Source organism: Vogesella indigofera (assembly GCF_028548395.1).
In the GTDB taxonomy this organism is placed as follows: domain Bacteria; phylum Pseudomonadota; class Gammaproteobacteria; order Burkholderiales; family Chromobacteriaceae; genus Vogesella; species Vogesella indigofera_A.
Genome location: NZ_JAQQLA010000011.1, coordinates 11,883 through 29,795, shown reverse-complemented (window position 1 = coordinate 29,795; position 17,913 = coordinate 11,883). Strand labels below are relative to the sequence as shown.

At 62.3% G+C, this 17,913-nt stretch carries 18 protein-coding genes; 3 read left to right on the top strand and 15 right to left on the bottom strand.

Translation table 11 applies throughout. The annotated features are described in order from the left end of the window. Positions 1-93 precede the first annotated feature (93 nt). The 14 genes from glmU to mnmG all read right to left on the bottom strand — a co-directional run bounded on the left by glmU (position 94) and on the right by mnmG (position 12,872). Entirely contained in the window at positions 94-1,458 is a 1,365-nt protein-coding gene (gene glmU / locus PQU89_RS15495; protein WP_272766600.1) for a bifunctional UDP-N-acetylglucosamine diphosphorylase/glucosamine-1-phosphate N-acetyltransferase GlmU, read from the bottom strand. 112 nt (positions 1,459-1,570) lie between these two features. Next, positions 1,571-1,993, bottom strand: coding sequence for a F0F1 ATP synthase subunit epsilon (locus PQU89_RS15490; RefSeq protein WP_047968188.1), 423 nt, complete (start codon positions 1,991-1,993; stop codon positions 1,571-1,573). Positions 1,994-2,008: 15 nt separating this feature from the next. After that, positions 2,009-3,403 carry a F0F1 ATP synthase subunit beta gene (atpD, locus tag PQU89_RS15485; RefSeq protein WP_047968189.1) on the bottom strand — a complete coding sequence of 465 codons (1,395 nt, stop codon included), beginning with the start codon at positions 3,401-3,403 and terminating at the stop codon, positions 2,009-2,011. Between the two features lie 42 nt (positions 3,404-3,445). After that, complete coding sequence (gene atpG, locus PQU89_RS15480; RefSeq protein ID WP_047968190.1) at positions 3,446-4,312, bottom strand: F0F1 ATP synthase subunit gamma; 867 nt, start codon at positions 4,310-4,312, stop codon at positions 3,446-3,448. Between the two features lie 44 nt (positions 4,313-4,356). Further along, complete coding sequence (gene atpA, locus PQU89_RS15475; RefSeq protein WP_272766599.1) at positions 4,357-5,898, bottom strand: F0F1 ATP synthase subunit alpha; 1,542 nt, start codon at positions 5,896-5,898, stop codon at positions 4,357-4,359. A gap of 8 nt (positions 5,899-5,906) precedes the next feature. After that, complete coding sequence (locus PQU89_RS15470; RefSeq protein WP_189375384.1) at positions 5,907-6,443, bottom strand: F0F1 ATP synthase subunit delta; 537 nt, start codon at positions 6,441-6,443, stop codon at positions 5,907-5,909. 7 nt (positions 6,444-6,450) lie between these two features. Next, positions 6,451-6,921 (bottom strand): F0F1 ATP synthase subunit B, encoded by a 471-nt coding sequence (locus tag PQU89_RS15465; RefSeq protein WP_047968193.1) that lies wholly within the window; start codon positions 6,919-6,921, stop codon positions 6,451-6,453. A gap of 49 nt (positions 6,922-6,970) precedes the next feature. Then, positions 6,971-7,258: a F0F1 ATP synthase subunit C gene (gene atpE, locus PQU89_RS15460; RefSeq protein WP_047968194.1), complete on the bottom strand. Its 288-nt coding sequence runs from the start codon at positions 7,256-7,258 to the stop codon at positions 6,971-6,973. Between the two features lie 63 nt (positions 7,259-7,321). Then, entirely contained in the window at positions 7,322-8,134 is an 813-nt protein-coding gene (gene atpB / locus PQU89_RS15455; protein ID WP_047968195.1) for a F0F1 ATP synthase subunit A, read from the bottom strand. Positions 8,135-8,144: 10 nt separating this feature from the next. Next, entirely contained in the window at positions 8,145-8,648 is a 504-nt protein-coding gene (locus PQU89_RS15450) for an ATP synthase subunit I (RefSeq protein WP_272766597.1), read from the bottom strand. Further along, positions 8,599-9,456: a ParB/RepB/Spo0J family partition protein gene (locus tag PQU89_RS15445; protein WP_272766596.1), complete on the bottom strand. Its 858-nt coding sequence runs from the start codon at positions 9,454-9,456 to the stop codon at positions 8,599-8,601. The genes PQU89_RS15450 and PQU89_RS15445 overlap by 50 nt, the downstream gene beginning before the upstream one ends. A 2-nt stretch (positions 9,457-9,458) precedes the next feature. Further along, entirely contained in the window at positions 9,459-10,250 is a 792-nt protein-coding gene (locus PQU89_RS15440) for a ParA family protein (protein WP_272766595.1), read from the bottom strand. Continuing rightward, positions 10,247-10,873 (bottom strand): 16S rRNA (guanine(527)-N(7))-methyltransferase RsmG, encoded by a 627-nt coding sequence (gene rsmG, locus PQU89_RS15435; RefSeq protein WP_272766594.1) that lies wholly within the window; start codon positions 10,871-10,873, stop codon positions 10,247-10,249. The genes PQU89_RS15440 and rsmG overlap by 4 nt, the downstream gene beginning before the upstream one ends. Positions 10,874-10,979: 106 nt before the next feature. Beyond that, a complete protein-coding gene (mnmG, locus tag PQU89_RS15430) occupies positions 10,980-12,872 on the bottom strand; it encodes a tRNA uridine-5-carboxymethylaminomethyl(34) synthesis enzyme MnmG (RefSeq protein ID WP_272766593.1) in 1,893 nt (630 codons plus the stop codon). A gap of 270 nt (positions 12,873-13,142) precedes the next feature. Here mnmG and PQU89_RS15425 point away from each other — a divergent pair, with 270 nt between their 5' ends. From PQU89_RS15425 to PQU89_RS15415, 3 genes are all read left to right on the top strand, one after another. After that, complete coding sequence (locus PQU89_RS15425) at positions 13,143-13,895, top strand: GNAT family N-acetyltransferase (RefSeq protein ID WP_272766592.1); 753 nt, start codon at positions 13,143-13,145, stop codon at positions 13,893-13,895. 68 nt (positions 13,896-13,963) lie between these two features. Continuing rightward, positions 13,964-14,665 (top strand): tRNA (N6-threonylcarbamoyladenosine(37)-N6)-methyltransferase TrmO, encoded by a 702-nt coding sequence (gene tsaA / locus PQU89_RS15420; protein ID WP_272766591.1) that lies wholly within the window; start codon positions 13,964-13,966, stop codon positions 14,663-14,665. Between the two features lie 80 nt (positions 14,666-14,745). Continuing rightward, positions 14,746-15,636 carry a Tim44 domain-containing protein gene (locus PQU89_RS15415; protein WP_272766590.1) on the top strand — a complete coding sequence of 297 codons (891 nt, stop codon included), beginning with the start codon at positions 14,746-14,748 and terminating at the stop codon, positions 15,634-15,636. A 352-nt stretch (positions 15,637-15,988) separates the two neighbouring features. Here the strand turns inward: PQU89_RS15415 and PQU89_RS15410 are convergent, their stop codons facing one another. Beyond that, positions 15,989-17,902 carry a bifunctional diguanylate cyclase/phosphodiesterase gene (locus PQU89_RS15410; RefSeq protein ID WP_272766589.1) on the bottom strand — a complete coding sequence of 638 codons (1,914 nt, stop codon included), beginning with the start codon at positions 17,900-17,902 and terminating at the stop codon, positions 15,989-15,991. Positions 17,903-17,913 lie beyond the last annotated feature (11 nt).

Genomic DNA, 17,913 nt, shown 5'->3' with positions numbered 1-17,913 from the left:
CACGGCCCGCTTGCGGCCAACCTTGCACCACACAAGCATGAAAAAACCGCCTGGCCGGATGGCCAAGGCGGTTTTTTGCTGCGCAAGAACGCGTCAGTTTTTCTTCTGCGGGCGCTGCCAGCCCGGCACCGTCAGCTGCTTGGCACGCGCCACGGTGAGCTGGCCAGCGGGGGCGGTCTTGGTGAGCACCGAGCCGGCGCCGATGGTGGCGCCCTCTTCCAGAGTCACCGGCGCCACCATCAGCGTGCCGGAGCCGACGAAGACATGATCGCCGATCACGGTGCGGTACTTGTTGACCCCGTCGTAGTTGCAGGTCACCGAGCCGGCGCCGATATTGACCTTGCTGCCGATGTCGGCATCGCCGATATAGGTCAGGTGATTAACCTTGGAGCCGATGCCGACATTGCTCTTCTTGATCTCGACAAAGTTGCCGACGTGCACCTGCGCCGCCAGTCTGGCGCCGGGACGCAGCCGCGCATACGGCCCGATGCGGCAGCCCTCGCCCACCTCTGCGTCTTCCAGGTGCGAGTACGGGGCAATGCGGCTGCCGGCCGCGATGCTGACATTTTTCAGCACGCAGTAGGCACCGATCTGCACGCCGTCACCGAGCTGTACCCTACCTTCGAACACGCAGCCGACGTCGATGCTGACATCCTGGCCGTGCTGCAATTCGCCGCGCACATCGATGCGTGCCGGATCGGCGAGGGTGACGCCGGCGGTGAGCAGTGCCCGCGCCTGGTTCAGCTGCAGCTGACGCTCCAGTTCGGCCAGCTGCCACTTGTTGTTGACACCGGCGGCCTCCCACGAGGCGGTCACGGTGACGCCGGGTACCGCCAGACCGTCGGCCACCGCCAGGCCGATGACATCGGTCAGGTAGTATTCGCCCTGCGCATTGCCGTTTTTCAGCGCGCTGAGCCAGCCGTCGAGACGCTCGTTCGGCAGCACCAGCATGCCGGTATTGATCTCGCGGATCGCCTTCTGCTGCGGGTTGCAGTCCTTGTCTTCCACGATGGCGACGATGTCGCCGGCGGCATTGCGCACGATGCGGCCGTAACCGCTGGCATCCGGCAACACGTCGACCAGCAGCGCCATGCCCTGCTCCGCCACCGCCAGCAGCTGCTGCAGGGTCGCCAGCGTGGTCAGCGGCACGTCGCCGTACAGCACCAGCGTGCGGCCAACCTTGGGCAGGTGCGGCAGCGCCATCTTCAGCGCGTGGCCGGTGCCCAGCTGCTCGGCCTGTAGTGCCCAGGCGATGTCCGGGTCCTGGATCTGCTCGCGAACCTGCTCACCGCCGTGGCCGTAGACCACCACGATCTTGGCCGGCTGCAACTGGCGGGCGGTCGCGATCACGCGCGCCAGCATCGGCTGTCCGCCGATCGGGTGCAATACCTTGGGCAAGGCCGAATACATACGCTTGCCTTTGCCGGCAGCCAGAATGACAACGCTGAGAGAGTCCATGAACAGTCCAGATAATGACAATAGCCAGGCGGCGAGTATGCCTGTCTATCCAGAAATGAAAAAGGCTGTCACCGGAGTGACAGCCTGAACTATACAGCAAACGCTGACGCGCTTAGTGCACGCGCTTGCGCAGATACTCCAGTGCCTTGAGCTGGGCAATCGCAGAAGCCAGAGCAGCTTGTGCTTTCGCCGTGTCTTGATCACTGGCCGCATGCTTGAGGGCATCCTCAGCAGTACGTTTGGCTTCTGCCGCACGCGCTTCGTCGAGATCCTCACCGCGAATCGCCGTATCCGCAAGAACCGTGATGTGGTTAGGTTGCACTTCCATCATGCCACCGGATACCGCCACCAGCACTTCTTCCTTGGAACCAGGCACTGTCAAACGCAACAGGCCTGGCTTGATACGGGTCAACAGCGGCACGTGACGTGGATAAATACCGATCTCGCCTTCCTGAGCCGGCGCCACCAGAAATTCGGCTTCACCAGAGTAGATCTGCTGTTCGGTACTGACCACTTCCACATGCATCTTGGCCATTAGCCCTCTCCTTGATTAAAGGGTCTTGGCTTTCTCGACAGCTTCGTCGATGGAGCCGACCATGTAGAACGCCTGTTCCGGCAGATGGTCGTACTCGCCGCTGATAATTGCCTTGAAGCCCTTGATCGTTTCCTTCAGCGGAACGTATTTGCCCGGCGAGCCGGTAAACACTTCTGCCACGTGGAACGGCTGGGACAGGAAACGCTGGATCTTACGCGCACGGTATACGGTGAGCTTGTCTTCTTCAGACAGTTCGTCCATACCCAGAATCGCGATAATGTCACGCAGTTCCTTGTACTTCTGCAGGGTAGTCTGCACGCCGCGAGCAACGCTGTAGTGCTCGTCGCCAACAACCAGCGGATCCAGCTGACGGGAAGTCGAATCCAGTGGGTCTACCGCAGGGTAGATACCAAGGGATGCGATGTCACGCGACAGCACCACGGTTGCGTCCAGGTGGGCAAACGTTGTGGCAGGAGACGGGTCGGTCAAGTCATCGGCTGGAACGTAAACGGCCTGGATGGAGGTAATGGAACCATCCTTGGTCGAGGTAATACGTTCTTGCAGACGGCCCATTTCTTCGGCCAGGGTCGGCTGGTAACCCACTGCGGAAGGCATACGGCCCAGCAGTGCGGATACTTCGGTACCGGCCAGTGTGTAACGGTAGATGTTGTCCACGAAGAACAGCACGTCGCGGCCCTTGCCGTTTTCGTCCTTCTCGTCGCGGAAATGCTCGGCCATGGTCAGACCGGTCAGCGCTACACGCAGACGGTTGCCTGGCGGCTCGTTCATCTGGCCGTACACCATTGCCACTTTATCCAGAACGTTGGAGTCTTTCATCTCGTGGTAGAAGTCGTTACCTTCACGAGTGCGCTCACCAACGCCGGCAAACACGGACAGACCCGAGTGTGCCTTGGCAATGTTGTTGATCAGTTCCATCATGTTAACGGTCTTGCCGACACCGGCACCACCGAACAGACCCACCTTACCGCCTTTGGCAAACGGGCACAGCAGGTCAATAACCTTGATGCCAGTTTCCAGCAGTTCAGTAGCGGAGGACAGTTCGTCGAACTTCGGCGCAGTCTGGTGAATGGCGCGAACGGATTCGCTAGCCACCGGACCTGCTTCGTCAACCGGATTGCCCAGTACATCCATGATACGACCGAGGGTGGCAGCGCCAACCGGTACCGAAATCGGTGCGCCGGTATTGGTGATCGCCATGCCACGCTTCAGGCCGTCAGAGCTACCCATCGCGATGGTACGCACTACGCCGTCACCCAGCTGCTGCTGGACTTCAAGCGTCAGATCTGCGTCAACCAGCTTCAGGGCATCATAAATCTTTGGCATGGCGTCGCGTGGGAATTCCACGTCAACCACCGGGCCAATGATTTGTACGATTTTGCCTTGGCTCATTATCGGTTCCTAACTCAATAAACTTTTACAGTCCTGCGACGGTTATACCGCAGCGGCACCAGACACGATCTCGGACAGCTCTTTGGTAATTGCTGCCTGACGCGACTTGTTATACACAAGACGCAGTTGCTTGATCGCATTACCCGCGTTATCGGTTGCAGCCTTCATGGCGACCATACGGGCGGCTTGCTCGGAAGCAATGTTTTCCGCCACAGACTGGTACACCACGGACTCCAGATAACGCTTCACCAGGAACTCCATCACGTCAGTGGCATTCGGCTCGTAGAGGTAGTCCCACGAATGGGTGTGCTCCGATACCATATGCTCGTCGGTCAACGGCAACAGTTGTTCCAGGGCTGGCTCCTGCTTCATCGTGTTGATGAAACGGGAATACACGATATAAACCGCATCCAGTTCGCCTTCAGCATACTGTTTCAGCAGTACTGTAAGCGGGCCGATCAATTTTTCCAGCTTGGGCACATCGCCCAGCTGAACCGCACTTGCCACAACGTTCAGTTTGGCACGCTGGCATGCTGCAAGGCCTTTCTGGCCGATGGCGCAGACGTCAACTGCGACATCTTGCGCTTGCAGTTCGCTGACTTTGGCATAAAAGCGCTTCAGGGTATTGGCGTTTAAGCCACCGCAAAGGCCTTTGTCCGAAGTGATCAACAGAATACCAGCACGCTTGATAACGTCACGACGTGCAAGCAGTGGGTGCTCCAGATCCGTGTTGGCCGAAGCCAGGTGCGCCATAACGGAGCGCACCTTCTCGGCGTAAGGACGGGCAGCGCGCATACGCTCTTGCGTTTTGCGCATCTTGGAGGTTGACACCATTTGCATAGCGCGGGTGATCTTCTGCGTGTTCTGCACGCTTCGGATCTTGGTGAGAATCTCTTTACCGACTGCCATATCCCGAACCTTTCTTTAACTCGAGGTTGTCCGAAAGACTCAGTTTAGAAACTGTAGCCAGCCTTGAACGACGCGATCGCCGAGGCCAGTACTTTTTCGTTGTCGGCAGACAGGTCACCGCTCGCATCCGTTGCAGCCAGTACGTCAGCATGGTTGGCGCGAACATAGGCCAGGAAGGCGGCTTCGAAAGCCAACGCGCTCTTCACCGGCACATCTTCGTAGTAACCCTTGTTCACCGACCACAGTGTCAGCGCCATTTCGGCGGTAGACAGGGTCGAGAACTGCTTCTGCTTCATCAGTTCGGTAACCACCTCACCGTGCTGCAGCTGCTTGCGGGTTGCTTCGTCCAGGTCGGAAGCAAACTGCGAGAACGCAGCCAGTTCGCGATACTGGGCCAGAGCCAGACGAATACCACCGCCCAGTTTCTTGATGACTTTGGTCTGAGCTGCACCACCCACGCGCGACACCGAGATACCGGCGTTGATCGCAGGACGGATACCGGCGTTGAACAGGTCGGTTTCCAGGAAGATCTGACCGTCGGTAATCGAAATCACGTTGGTCGGAACGAAGGCGGAAACGTCACCAGCCTGGGTTTCGATGATCGGCAGCGCGGTCAGCGAGCCGGTTTTGCCTTTGACGGCGCCACCAGTCAGCTTCTCTACCTCGTCCTCGTTGATGCGGGAAGCGCGTTCCAGCAGACGGGAGTGCAGGTAGAATACGTCGCCAGGGTAGGCTTCACGGCCCGGTGGACGACGCAGCAGCAGCGAGATCTGACGGTAGGCAACAGCCTGTTTCGACAGGTCATCGTATACGATCAGCGCATCTTCACCGATGTCGCGGAAGTATTCGCCCATTGCGCAACCGGAGTACGGGGCAATGAACTGCAGCGCAGCAGCTTCGGAAGCGGTCGCGGCAACCACGATGGTGTGGGCCAGTGCGCCGTGCTCTTCCAGTTTGCGAACCACGTTGGCGATCGACGATGCTTTCTGACCTACGGCTACGTAGATGCAGACAACGCCGGTGCCTTTCTGGTTAACAATCGCGTCCAGTGCGACAGCAGTTTTGCCTGTCTGACGGTCGCCAATGATCAGCTCACGCTGACCACGGCCAACCGGCACCATGGCGTCGATCGACTTCAGGCCGGTTTGCATAGGCTGCGAAACGGACTGACGGGCAATCACGCCCGGAGCAATCTTTTCGATCGGGGAGGATTTGGTCGCGTTGATCGGACCTTTACCATCGATCGGCTGACCCAGCGCGTTTACCACGCGGCCAACCAGCTCAGGACCTACCGGCACTTCCAGAATGCGACCGGTACACTTAACTTCCTGACCTTCGGAGATGTGCTCGTACTCGCCCAGGATCACGGCACCAACGGAGTCACGCTCCAGGTTCATGGCCAGGCCAAAGGTGTTGCCCGAGAACTCGAGCATTTCACCCTGCATCACGTCTGTCAGGCCGTGGATACGAACGATACCGTCGGTCACGGAGATCACGGTACCTTTGGTACGCGTCTCTACACCTTCGGACAGGTTCTGAATCTTCGCCTTGATCAGGTCACTGATTTCAGAGGGGTTCAACTGCATGATCTCTCCTAATTCTTGAGGCTTGCCGCCATTGCGTGCAGTTTGCCGCTCACAGACGCATCAATCACGTCATCACCGATCAAAATGCGTACGCCGCCGATAAGCTCGGCAGCTTCGCGCACTTCAATTCGTACGGTCTTGCCATACTTCTTGGTAAGCGCGGCGATCAGATCGGTTTGCTGAGCTTCGGTCAGCGGGAAAGCCGATTCGACGACTGCGTCGACGACTCCCTCGGACTTGGCTCGGAGCTGTTCAAACTGGCCAGCAATTTCCGGTAACAATGTCAGACGGCGGTTTTCGATGAGGGTGACAACAAACTTCTTGATGTCGTCACTACCACGTTCACCCAACACGTCCAACAACAGCGCCTCAACCTCTTGCGCGGTATGTTTCGGGTTGGTGACCACCTGGGCCACGTCCGGGTTTGTCACCATGGCAGCCAGCCACGCGAGCGCTTCAGACCATTTGGCCTGCGACTGCTGCTCGGCGGCCAGGCTGTATACCGCTTCGGCATAGGGCCTTGCTACGGTAATAAGTTCTGCCATGAGTTGTTTAAAACTCCGCTTTGATGGAAGCTAACAGATCAGCGTGCTTGGCTGCATCGATCTCTTTGCGCAGGATTTTTTCCGCGCCGCTCACGGCCAGGGAGGCAACCTGCTCACGCAGCGACTCCTTGGCACGCAAAACTTCCTGATCGATTTGGGCCTTCGCGTCCGCCACCAGCTTTGCACCTTCGGTGCGAGCTGCGTCCTTGGCTTCATCCACGATCTGGTTGGCACGCTTTTCAGCGGCCAGAATCAGCTCGGTAGCTTGTTGTTTTGCCTGACGAAGTTCGTCAGCAACGCGCTTTTCGGCTGCTTCCAGATCCTGTTTGCCACGCTCTGCAGCGGCCAAGCCATCAGCAATACGCTTGGCACGCTCGTCCATCATGTTGGTAAGCGGAGGCCAAACAAACTTCATGGTGAACCATACCAGGATAGCGAACGTGATCGCCTGGCCTAGTAGTGTTGCATTGAATTCCACGCTTGTTTTCCTCCAGTGGGGTTACGACAACAACCGCTTGCGTTAAAAATTAAGCGCCAGCTTTAACAGCAGCGATCGCTGCAGTCAGGAATGGGTTGTTGAAGGTGTACAGCATGGCAACACCCACACCGATCATGGAGATCGCGTCAAGCAGACCGGCGATAATGAACAGTTTGGTTTGCAGAACAGGGATCAGCTCAGGTTGACGAGCGGACGATTCCAGAAACTTACCGCCGAGGATGGCAAAACCCAGGGCAGTACCAATCGCGCCAAGACCAATGATCAGGGCTGCGGCCAGAGCGGTCATCGACTGGATCTGAGAAACGAGAGCTTCCATTTAAATCTCCTAAAGACTAAGTGCAAGGATGGTTTGAAAAAAGGTACTAAGAAAATCGTTAAATCAGTGTTTCTCGACCGCGAGGCTGAGATACACGATGGTCAGCATCATGAACACGAAGGCCTGCAGGGTGATCACCAGGATGTGGAAGATCGCCCATGGCGCGCCCAGAATCCACTGGAACGCAACTGGCAGCAGTGCAATCAGGATGAAGATCAGTTCGCCGGAGTACATGTTACCGAACAAACGAAGTGCGAGAGAGATCGGCTTGGCGGCCAGTTCAACCAGCTGGAACGCGAAGTTGACCGGTGCCAGGATGATGGTCATCACCAGACCTTCGGCATGGAACGGGGCGGTGAACAGTTCCTTGGTCCAGCCACCCAGACCCTTGGCGGCGATGGAGAAACCGATGATGCACAGCATCACCGACAGCGACATCGCGAAAGTGGCGTTCACGTCGGCGGACGGTACTACGCGCAGGTAAACGTGAGCCGGGTCGGCACCGAAGAAGGTGTGACCGATCCACTGCGCCACCATCGGCAGCAGGTCAACCGGCAGCAAGTCCATGGTGTTCATCAGGAAAATCCAGCAGAAGATGGTCAGCGCCAGCGGGGCGATGACTTTGCTCTTGGCATGGAAAATCTCTTTTACCTGAGTGTCGACCATCTCGACGATGGTTTCGACGAACATCTGCAAGCGACCCGGGTTTTCCATCTTGGCGTTGCGTGCCACGGAGGCAAACACGGCCAGGAAAATGAAGCCGAGGATCAGCGATACCGAGAAGGTATCGAGGTGCAGGGTCCAAAAGCCGCCTTCGTGCGATGACTTCCAGAACGTCAGGTGATGCTGGATATATTCAGTTGCGTTGCTTGCCATTGCTTTGGTCTCAATTTTTGATCAGAAGCCCGAACCAGTACGCGGAAGTGGCGGCGATGAAGCCACCAAACAATCCCGGCACCGATAAATCCTTGAAAAACAAAAGCACACCACCAAATAGGAGCAGTGTCAGTATAAATTTTGCCGCGGCAGCGCGGTAATGGCTGCGCATGATGGCCGCCGGATCGCCACGCTGCAGCGTACCGGCGATGCGGATATACACCAGCGCCGGGATGATGGCACACAAGCCACCCAACAAGACAGACATGGCGGCGTTCAGCGGCGCTTCGGCAACCACCAAGCCAACCAGCATGGCAAGCAGCGTCAATCTGAGCTGAATGCGGACTACGCGTTTGGCGTCTGGATTAATCATGTCTGAATCGTAAAAAATCGGACGATTATAGGCTTGACGTGACGAAAGCGTCAACTTTGCTTCGTTCCGCTGTTTATGGCCAAAACCCGGCTCACAACTTTGATTTTGCTTGCAGTTTTTCCAGCAGCCGGTCAAGTTCATCCAGATTTGCATATTCGATGATCAGCTTGCCGTTGCCGCGCGCCGCATTGCGCAAACTGACGCTCATGCCCAGCTGTTCGGACAGCGTTTCCGCCAGCCGGCGCACGTCGGCATCCTGCCGTACCGGCGCGGCCGGTTTGCGGCCAACCTTGCCGTCCTGCTGTTGCGCTTTTTGTTCTACCTCGCGCACGGTGAGGCCGTCGGCGGCAATCTGATGCGCCAGGCTGATCTGTTCCAGCACCGGCAGCGGCAGCAATGCCCGGGCATGCCCCATTTCCAGACGACCATCGTGCAGCATCTGCTGCACCGGCTCCGGTAGCGCCAGTAGCCGCAGCAGGTTGCTGACCGCGCTGCGCGAACGGCCGACCGCCTCGGCGGCCGCCTCGTGGGTGAGGGCAAACTCGTCGATCAGCCGCTTCAGGCCACGCGCTTCCTCGATCGGGTCCAGCTCCTGGCGCTGGATATTCTCGATCAGCCCCATCGCCAGCGCCGCCTCGTCGGAAACACAGCGGATCACCGCCGGAATCTCGGCCAGACCGGCCTTGCGGCTGGCACGCCAGCGGCGCTCGCCGGCGATCAGCTCGTAGTCGCCGAGGCCGACCTCGCGCACCACCACCGGCTGGATCACGCCCTGGGCGCGGATCGAGGCCGTCAGCTCTTCCAGTGCGGCGTCGTCGATCTGGCTGCGCGGCTGGTACTTACCGGGACGGATGCGCTCAATCGCCAATGCGGTCAGGCGGTCGTCAACGGATTCGACGGTGGAGAGCAGCGCGTCAAGACCGCGGCCCAGTCCTTTGAGTTTGGCCATCTTTATTGTTCTGCTGTGGTTGTTTGCGGTTCGAGACGGGCAGTCAGCTCCGCCGCGAGGGCGATGTACGCCTGGGCGCCACGGGCATTGCGATCGTAGATCAGTGCCGGCAGGCCGTGACTGGGCGCCTCCGCCAGGCGGATGTTGCGCGGGATGACGGTATCGAACACCTTGTCGCCGAAGTGGCGCGCCAGCTGTTCCGACACCTGTTGCGACAGGTTGCTACGGGCATCAAACATAGTGCGCAGCAGGCCCATGATCTCGATTTTCGGATTGACCGCCAATCGCACCTTGCGCAGGGTGTTGACCAGGTCGGTCAGCCCTTCCAGCGCGTAGTATTCGCACACCATCGGGATCAGCACGCCCTGCGCTGCCACCAGCCCGTTCAACGTCAGCAGGTTCAGCGACGGCGGGCTGTCGATCAGGATGTAGTCGTAGTTGGCCGCCACCTGCTCCAGCGCGTTCTTCAGCCGTGCTTCGCGCGCCAGCTCCTGCATCAGCTCGACCTCGGCCGCCGACAGGTCGCGGTTGGCCGGCAGCACATCGTAACCGCCCTGCTTCGCCGGCTGCACCACCTCGACCACCTCGTGCTCGGCCAGCAGCACGTGGTAGACCGAGCGCGACAGCGCGCTCTTGTCGATGCCGCTGCCCATCGTGGCATTGCCCTGCGGGTCGAGATCAACGATCAGCACCCGTCGGCCCTGCTCGGCCAGGCTGGCAGCCAGGTTGACCACGGTGGTGGTTTTGCCGACGCCGCCTTTCTGGTTGGCGACCGCGATGATGCGTGCCGTCATTTGGCGACGACGCGCACGAGGTGACGCTCGGCATCGAGGCCAGGCACGGAGAGCGGCAGCACTTCGGATACCGCGAAGTCTTCCGGCAGCTGCGCGATTTCCTCGTACGGGTACACCCCCTTCATCGCCACGAACTGGCCGCTGTCGGCCAGCAGGTGCTTGGACAGCTTGACGAACTCGGCCAGCTCGGAGAAGGCGCGACTGGTGATGCGGTCGAACTTCTGCGCCGGCTGGTAGGCCTCGACGCGGTCAGTGATCACTTCCACGTTCGGCAGCTTCAGCTCGATCACCGCCTGGCGCAGGAAGGTGGTCTTCTTGTGGTTGGCGTCCAGCACCACCACCTGCAGGTCCGGGCGTGCGATCGCCGCCGGGATGCCGGGCATGCCGCCACCGGAGCCGACGTCGAGCAGGCGCGTGCCGCCGGCCAGATGCGGCACCAGCGTCAGGCTGTCGAGCAGGTGGTAGCTGACCATGCGCTCTTCCTCGCGGATGGCGGTCAGGTTGTAGGTCTGGTTCCACTTGGCCAACAGGCCAAGATAGCCCTCCAGCAGAGTGATCTGCTCCGGCGTCAGCTCCAGGCCGATTGCGGCCAACCCTTGGGTAAGTTCTGCGTGGTGCGTCATGATGAAGTGGGCAATGATTGGAAACGAATAGCCCGATTGTAACGGGTATCAAAAACAAATGCGCCCCGAAGTCGGCACTTCGGAGCGCAGTGCAGCAATTTGGCGTTCAGGCGCCGTGACGGGCGTCGCTGAAGCCGCGTTTGAGGTGCACCAGCAGCAGCGCGATCGCCGCCGGGGTGATGCCCTGGATGCGCGAGGCCTGGCCCAGCGTCTCCGGGCGATGCTGGTTGAGTTTCTGCGACACTTCCTTCGACAACCCCTTCACCAGCGCGTAGTCGATGTCCAGCGGCAGCTTGACGTCGTCGAGTTGCTCGCGCTTGGCCACCTCCTCGTTCTGGCGGTCGATGTAGCCCTGATACTTGACCTGGATCTCGACCTGTTCCGCCACTACCTCGTCGGCGACGCCCTCCCCCGCCTGCGACAGCGTCATCAGCTGGCGATAGTTGACGTTAGGGCGCTTCAGCAGGTCGTGCAGGCTGTACTCGCGCGCCAGCTTCTGGCCGAACATTGCCTCGTCCTCGCCCGGCTGCAGCTTGCCCGGGTGCACGTAGTGCGTGGCCAGGCGCTGCTTTTCCGCCTCGACCGCGTCGCGCTTGCGGCAGAACGCGTCCCACTGTGCGTCACCGACCAGCCCCAGCTTGCGGCCAAGCTCGGTCAGGCGCAGGTCGGCATTGTCCTCGCGCAGCTGCAGGCGGAACTCGGCGCGACTGGTGAACATGCGGTACGGCTCGGACACGCCCATGGTGGACAGGTCGTCGACCAGCACGCCGAGGTAGGCCTCGTCGCGGCGCGGGCACCAGCCGGCCTGTTCGCGGGCGAAGAGACCGGCGTTGAGACCGGCCAGCAGCCCCTGCGCCGCCGCTTCTTCATAGCCGGTGGTACCGTTGATCTGGCCGGCGAAGAACAGGCCGTGGATGGCCTTGGTTTCCAGCGTCGACTTCAGGCCGCGCGGGTCGAAGTAGTCGTACTCGATGGCGTAGCCTGGGCGCAGGATGTGCGCGTTTTCCAGTCCGGGAATGGAGCGCACCGCCGCCAGCTGGATGTCGAACGGCAGGCTGGTGGAAATCCCGTTCGGATAGTATTCGTGAGTAGTCAGGCCTTCCGGCTCCAGGAAGATCTGGTGGCTGTCCTTGTCGGCGAAGCGGTTGATCTTGTCCTCGATCGACGGGCAGTAGCGCGGGCCGACGCCTTCGATCACGCCGGTGAACATCGGGCTGCGCGCAAAACCGCTGCGGATGATGTCGTGGGTACGCTCGTTGGTGTGGGTGATCCAGCACGGCAGCTGTTTCGGGTGCATCGCGCGGCTGCCGCGATAGGAGAACACCGGCTCCGGGGTGTCGCCCGGCTGCGCTTCCATCACGCTGAAGTCGATGCTGCGGCCGTCGATGCGCGGCGGGGTGCCGGTCTTGAGACGGCCCACCGGCAGGCTCAGCTCGCGCAGGCGCTCGCCCAGCGTCGACGCCGCAGCGTCGCCGGCGCGGCCGCCGCTGTAGTTTTCCAGCCCGACGTGGATCTTGCCGGACAGGAAGGTGCCGGCGGTGAGCACCACACTCTTGCCGCGGAAGGTGATGCCGATGGCGGTGATGGCGCCGGCGACACGGTCGCCCTCGATCAGCAGGTCGTCCACCGGCTGCTGGAACAGCGTCAGGTTGGGCTGGTTTTCCAGCATCTCGCGGATGGCCGCCTTGTACAGCACGCGGTCGGCCTGGGCGCGAGTGGCGCGCACCGCCGGCCCCTTGGAGGCGTTGAGGGTGCGGAACTGGATGCCGCCGATGTCGGTGGCCAGCGCCATGGCGCCGCCCAGCGCGTCCACTTCTTTTACCAGATGACCCTTGCCGATGCCGCCGATCGACGGGTTGCACGACATCTGCCCCAGCGTCTCGATATTGTGGGTCAGCAGCAAGGTGCTGCAGCCCATGCGCGCGGCCGCCAGCGCGGCTTCGGTACCGGCATGGCCGCCGCCCACCACGATCACGTCAAAGGTCGTCGGATAAATCATGAAATGCCCGCCTGCTAAATAAGACCGTGAGCCGTTGCCGCCGTGCCGCCACCGTATTAAAGGTTGGCCGCAAGCGGCAGCACCTGCCCGGCTATGGAAAGAACCGGACATTGTAACCGAAATCCGCCACCGCGGATAAGCCGTTGATTTTCATCACCCTGACTGTCATCAGGGTTTCATCGCCCGGTCACCCGCCGTTCATGGACTGGACACGGCGCTGTCAGAATCGGCGTTTAGCATGCAGCCATCGACCCCGCACAGGAATGCAGCATGCAATTGAGCGAACAACTGGCGGTCAGCACCGCCCCCCGTCTGAGCGTGCGACTGGCACGCAGCGACAAGGACATCCGCCGTGCGCAGAAGCTGCGCTACCAGGTGTTTGCCACCGAGATGGGCGCGCAACTGGCCTCCGCCGCCGAAGGCATCGACCGCGACGACTACGACGCCCACTGCGACCACCTGCTGGTGGAGGACAACGCCAGCGGCAAGGTGGTCGGCACCTACCGCATGCTGCCGCCGCACAGGGCGCGGCAGCTGCCGCAGCTGTATTCCGAGCACGAATTCGAACTGTCGCGGCTGGCCGGCATCCGCGACCACGTGATCGAGGTCGGCCGCTCCTGCGTGCACAAGGATTACCGCCGCGGCGCGGTGATCGCCATGCTGTGGGCCGGCCTCGCCGACTACGTGCGGCAGCAGGGCGGCCAGTACCTGGCCGGCTGCGCCAGCGTCAGCCTTGCCGACGGCGGCCATCAGGCGGTCAGCCTCTATCGCCAGCTGGAAGGCAAGCATCTGGCACCGCCGGAGTGGCGCGTCACGCCGCATCTGCCCCTGCCGCTGCACCGGGTACAGGACGACGCCGCGCCGGCACCGCTGCCGCCGCTGATCAAGGGCTACCTGCGCGCCGGTGCCTGGGTGTGCGGTGAGCCGGCGTGGGACCCGGATTTCAACTGCGCCGATTTCTTCATGCTGCTGCCGATAAACCGCCTCGACCTGCGCCACCAGAAGCACTTCGCCGCCGGCTAAGCCACGACGCCAGGTTGGCCGCCCCTGCGCCTTGCGGCCAACCTTTGGCGCGCTGTTACAATCGCGGGATGGAATATTCAGTCACCCCCGTCGGCATCATCCGCTCGCCGTACCAGGAAAAATTCGGCATCCCGCGCCAGCCGGCGCTGGCCCCGTCCGCCCCGGTCACGCTGGAATTGCTGCCACCCTACAACCAGCCCGACTGCGTGCGCGGGCTGGAAGACTTCTCCCACGTGTGGCTGACCTTCGTGTTCCACGACACGCTGGCGCGCGGTTGGCAGCCGCTGGTGCGGCCGCCGCGGCTGGGCGGCAACAGCAAGGTCGGCGTGTTTGCCAGCCGTGCCACCCACCGCCCCAACGGCCTCGGGCTGTCGCTGGTGGAACTCAAAGGCATCGACACCCGCCACGGCGTCACGCTGCAGCTGAACGGCGCCGACCTGCTCGACGGCACGCCGGTACTGGACATCAAGCCCTACATCCCGTTCGTGGAGGCCAAGCCCGACGCCCGCGGCGGCTTCGTCGACGGCCCACCGCCGCAGCTGGCGGTGCGCTGGAGCGAGACCGCCCGCGCGCAGCTACAAGCCTGGCCGCAGGCCCCGGCGTGGCTGGCGCAGCTGATCGAGGAAGTGCTGGCGCAGGACCCGCGCCCGGCCTACCAGGACGACCCGCAGCGGCGCTACGGCGTGCGGCTGGCCGGCTGCAACATCGCCTTCAGCATCGCCGACGGACAGGTGACGGTGCTTGAAATAACGCCACTGGCCCCGAACTAATCACTTCGACCCTTTGTCGAATTGTGTCCGGCGCTACACGCAAGAACTTATAAGTGCCGCTTACATTGGAGATTGACACCATGACATCCCGAGCGAAGACCGCCATTCTGGCCCTCTCCCTCATCAGCATCCTTGCTGCCCCACTTGCCGAAGCCGCACGGCTGGGCAAGGGTCGCAGCGCCGGCATGCAGCGCTCGACCCCGACACAAAGCTACCAGCAGCCTAGCGCCGCACCGGCCCAGCCTGCCGCGCCGATGGCACCAGCCGCCGCCGGCCAGCAAAAAGGTTCCGGCATCGGTGGCATGCTGGCCGCCGGCGCCGTTGGCGCCGCTGCCGGCTACATGCTGAGCTCCGCCTTTGGCGGCGATGGCGACTTCCCGTGGCTGGGCATCCTCGCCGGCGGCCTTGGCGGCCTCGCCCTGCTGTCCTTCCTGCGCAACCGCGCCGCCCGTCAGCGCCAGCAGGCACCACGTCCGATGTCGGTGCCGCACGCCAGCCGCTTCGAACCAGCCGCCGCCGGCCCCAACGGTGCCATTCCGCCGATCGGCTCCGGCATGCAGCCGCAAGGCGGCAGCGGACTGACGCCGCCACCGGCAAGCCTGCAGCGCCTGCCGGACGGCACCGAGATCCCGCACTTTCTGCGCCAGGCCAAGGCCACCTTCCTGCACCTGCAGAACCTGAACTCGGCGGAGAGCCTGGAAGAAGTACGCAAGTACATGACACCGGAGCTGTTCAACGCGCTGCGTGACGACATCAGCAGCAACACCGAAGCGGCCGACTTCCCTCAGCTGGATTGCAGCGTGATCGAAGCCGTCAACGAAGGCGGCCGCATGATCGCCAGCGTCCGCTTCAGCGGCACCGTCAGCGAAAGCGTCGGCACCGCGCCGGTACCGTTCAGCGAGGTGTGGCACTACGTGAAGGCAGACAGCAACAGCGCCAAGTGGCTGATCGCCGGCATCCAGCAGAGCTGACCCGCTACCATCGCACGCAATGCACAACGCCGCCCAATCGGGCGGCGTTTTTCATGTGGTGCAGGTGAAAAGCCGGCAGCGGACATTGCGGCCAACCTTGTTGCGTTCCCGGCGACAGGCGATGCACGACTGACGCGGCGGTCGATCGTCAGCGGACCGCCGGGCCGGTGAGGCTGATCACCAGCATCCAGCAAGCCGGACCCGACAATGCCGCACCATGGCAACGCACAACGCCGCCCAATCGGGCGGCGTTTTTCATGGGGTGCCGGTGAAAAGCCCGTGGCGAGGGTTGCGGCCAACTTTGCCGCATGCCTGCCGACAGGCGCAGCGCTGCGGCCGCAACGGTCAGCCGTCAGCGGACCGCCGGGCCGGTGACGCCGTCAAAGCCCAGCTCGAACAGCATCTGCTGCTCCTGCTCCTGCTTCACCCCTTCGGCGATCACGCCGAGGCCGATATTGTGCGCGATATTGCACACGCCCTTCAGGAACACCTGGTTGCCGGCGTGCTGCTGGATGTCCTGCACGAAGCTGCCGTCGACCTTCAGGTAGTCGATACCCAGGTCGTGTAGCTGCCCGATCAGGCTGAACTGGCGGCCAAAGTGCTCGATGCCCAGCTTGCACGGCAGCTCGGCCAGCGCCAGGCACAACGCACGGAACGCGTCGAAGCGCGGCAGGATGCCGGCCTCCGGCATTTCCAGCCACAGCCGCGCGGCGCTGTGGCCGTGCTCGCGGATCTGCGCCACCAGCTGGCGCAGGAAGTGCTCGCTGGCCAGCGATTCCGCGGCCAGGTTGACGGCGATACCGGGACAGTCCGGCTCTGCCGCCAGCTGCCGCAGTGCCATCGCCACCGCCGCCAGATCCAGCCCCGCCACGCGCCGGGTACGAATCGCCATCGGCATGAACTGGCCTGCTGGCAGCCACGCCTCGCCCTGACGCAAGCGCAGCGGCGCCTCCTCGTGCAGCAGCGTGCCCTGGCTGTTGCGCACCGCAAAGCGCACCAGGCGCAAGCCGTCGCCCTGCAGCGCCTGATCGAGAATGCCGCCCCACACCTCCGCAGTCGGCGCCGGCGGCTTGTCGACGTTGCTGCCGGCCATCTCGATGCGCACGCCGGCGGCAAACTCGGACTGCGCCAGCGCCTGGTCCAGTCGCGACATGATGTCGCGCACGGTATCGCCGTCGCGCAGGTCGGTTGCCGCCATCGCCAGGGCGACCGGCTGCGCGGCAAAGCTGCTCAGCAGCGCGTGCAGCTCGTCGTGCAGCTGCTGCAGGCTGGCGGCCTCGGCCTGGCTCGCCGGCAGCAGCAGCGCAAAATCGGCACCGTTGAGGCGCGCCGCCTGGCTGTCGACACCGAAACGCTGCGCGTCGCGCAGCACGGCGCCGAACTGGCCCAGCATTTCATCGGTCAGCGGCCGGCCCAGCTTGCTGTTGATGTCGGCCAGCGCCTCGATGCGCATCAGCAGCAGCACGCTGCTCTCGTCTTCGCGTTCCTGCAGATCGGCGCCGAGACGGCCCATGAAGAACTGGCGGTTGGCCAGCCCGGTGACGCTGTCGAAGTTGACCTGACGGCGCAACACTTCCAGCCGCGCGGCCTCCTCTTCAAACATCATCTTGACGCGGGTCACCATCGCATTCATCGCCTGCGCCAGCCGCCCCATTTCCGGGCCCGGCGGTTCGGGGATGGTGATGAAGCGGCGCTGGGTAATCGCCTTGGCCTGATTGACCACGCCCAGCAGCTGGTTCCGGATAGTATTGACGCCGAAGGAGCCGATGGCACCCACCACCAGCCCGGCGATCAGCACCCAGAACGACACCTGCAACGCGCCTTCCCATAATGAGGCGTAGGCGTAGCCGGCCTCGCTCTCCACCTCGATGGTGCCGGCCTGCATCCAGCCGCTGCTGACCATCGCCCGCGCCGGCGTCGGCGCCAGGGTAAAGATGTTGCGGAACCACGCCGGCGCACTGCCGGACTGGTAGGCATTGATGCGCTGTACCCGCGGCTTGCCATCGGCGCCGACCCAGGAAATGCGGCGGAAGTGCCCCTGGTCGAAGGCGGCGTTGATCAGCGTCTCGCCCATCGCCGGGTCGGCCTGGTTCTGGGTGATCAACAGCGCCAGCGAGTTGGCCGCATCGGCACTCTGCGCCGCCAGCTGCTGCTGCAGATAGTTGCGGGCGTTGAACAGGTTGGCGGTCAGGCTGCCCGCCGCCGCCAGCACCACCGCCGCCACGACCAGAAACCAGAGCTGTTGAATCAGGGAAACGCGTTTCATCGGTGCCGCTT

What these genes read in the sequence shown, in the direction of transcription:
- rsmG (WP_272766594.1), bottom strand. Translation starts at nt 10,873, where the DNA reads ATGACGCACCACGCAGAACTTACCCAAGGGTTGGCCGCAATCGGCCTG.
- PQU89_RS15445 (WP_272766596.1), bottom strand. Translation starts at nt 9,456, where the DNA reads ATGGCCAAACTCAAAGGACTGGGCCGCGGTCTTGACGCGCTGCTCTCC.
- atpB (WP_047968195.1), bottom strand. Translation starts at nt 8,134, where the DNA reads ATGGCAAGCAACGCAACTGAATATATCCAGCATCACCTGACGTTCTGG.
- mnmG (WP_272766593.1), bottom strand. Translation starts at nt 12,872, where the DNA reads ATGATTTATCCGACGACCTTTGACGTGATCGTGGTGGGCGGCGGCCAT.
- PQU89_RS15470 (WP_189375384.1), bottom strand. Translation starts at nt 6,443, where the DNA reads ATGGCAGAACTTATTACCGTAGCAAGGCCCTATGCCGAAGCGGTATAC.
- atpE (WP_047968194.1), bottom strand. Translation starts at nt 7,258, where the DNA reads ATGGAAGCTCTCGTTTCTCAGATCCAGTCGATGACCGCTCTGGCCGCA.
- PQU89_RS15450 (WP_272766597.1), bottom strand. Translation starts at nt 8,648, where the DNA reads ATGAACTTGACCGGCTGCTGGAAAAACTGCAAGCAAAATCAAAGTTGT.
- PQU89_RS15440 (WP_272766595.1), bottom strand. Translation starts at nt 10,250, where the DNA reads ATGACGGCACGCATCATCGCGGTCGCCAACCAGAAAGGCGGCGTCGGC.
- glmU (WP_272766600.1), bottom strand. Translation starts at nt 1,458, where the DNA reads ATGGACTCTCTCAGCGTTGTCATTCTGGCTGCCGGCAAAGGCAAGCGT.
- PQU89_RS15425 (WP_272766592.1), top strand. Translation starts at nt 13,143, where the DNA reads ATGCAATTGAGCGAACAACTGGCGGTCAGCACCGCCCCCCGTCTGAGC.
- atpG (WP_047968190.1), bottom strand. Translation starts at nt 4,312, where the DNA reads ATGGCAGTCGGTAAAGAGATTCTCACCAAGATCCGAAGCGTGCAGAAC.
- atpD (WP_047968189.1), bottom strand. Translation starts at nt 3,403, where the DNA reads ATGAGCCAAGGCAAAATCGTACAAATCATTGGCCCGGTGGTTGACGTG.
- PQU89_RS15415 (WP_272766590.1), top strand. Translation starts at nt 14,746, where the DNA reads ATGACATCCCGAGCGAAGACCGCCATTCTGGCCCTCTCCCTCATCAGC.
- atpA (WP_272766599.1), bottom strand. Translation starts at nt 5,898, where the DNA reads ATGCAGTTGAACCCCTCTGAAATCAGTGACCTGATCAAGGCGAAGATT.
- PQU89_RS15410 (WP_272766589.1), bottom strand. Translation starts at nt 17,902, where the DNA reads ATGAAACGCGTTTCCCTGATTCAACAGCTCTGGTTTCTGGTCGTGGCG.
- PQU89_RS15490 (WP_047968188.1), bottom strand. Translation starts at nt 1,993, where the DNA reads ATGGCCAAGATGCATGTGGAAGTGGTCAGTACCGAACAGCAGATCTAC.
- tsaA (WP_272766591.1), top strand. Translation starts at nt 13,964, where the DNA reads ATGGAATATTCAGTCACCCCCGTCGGCATCATCCGCTCGCCGTACCAG.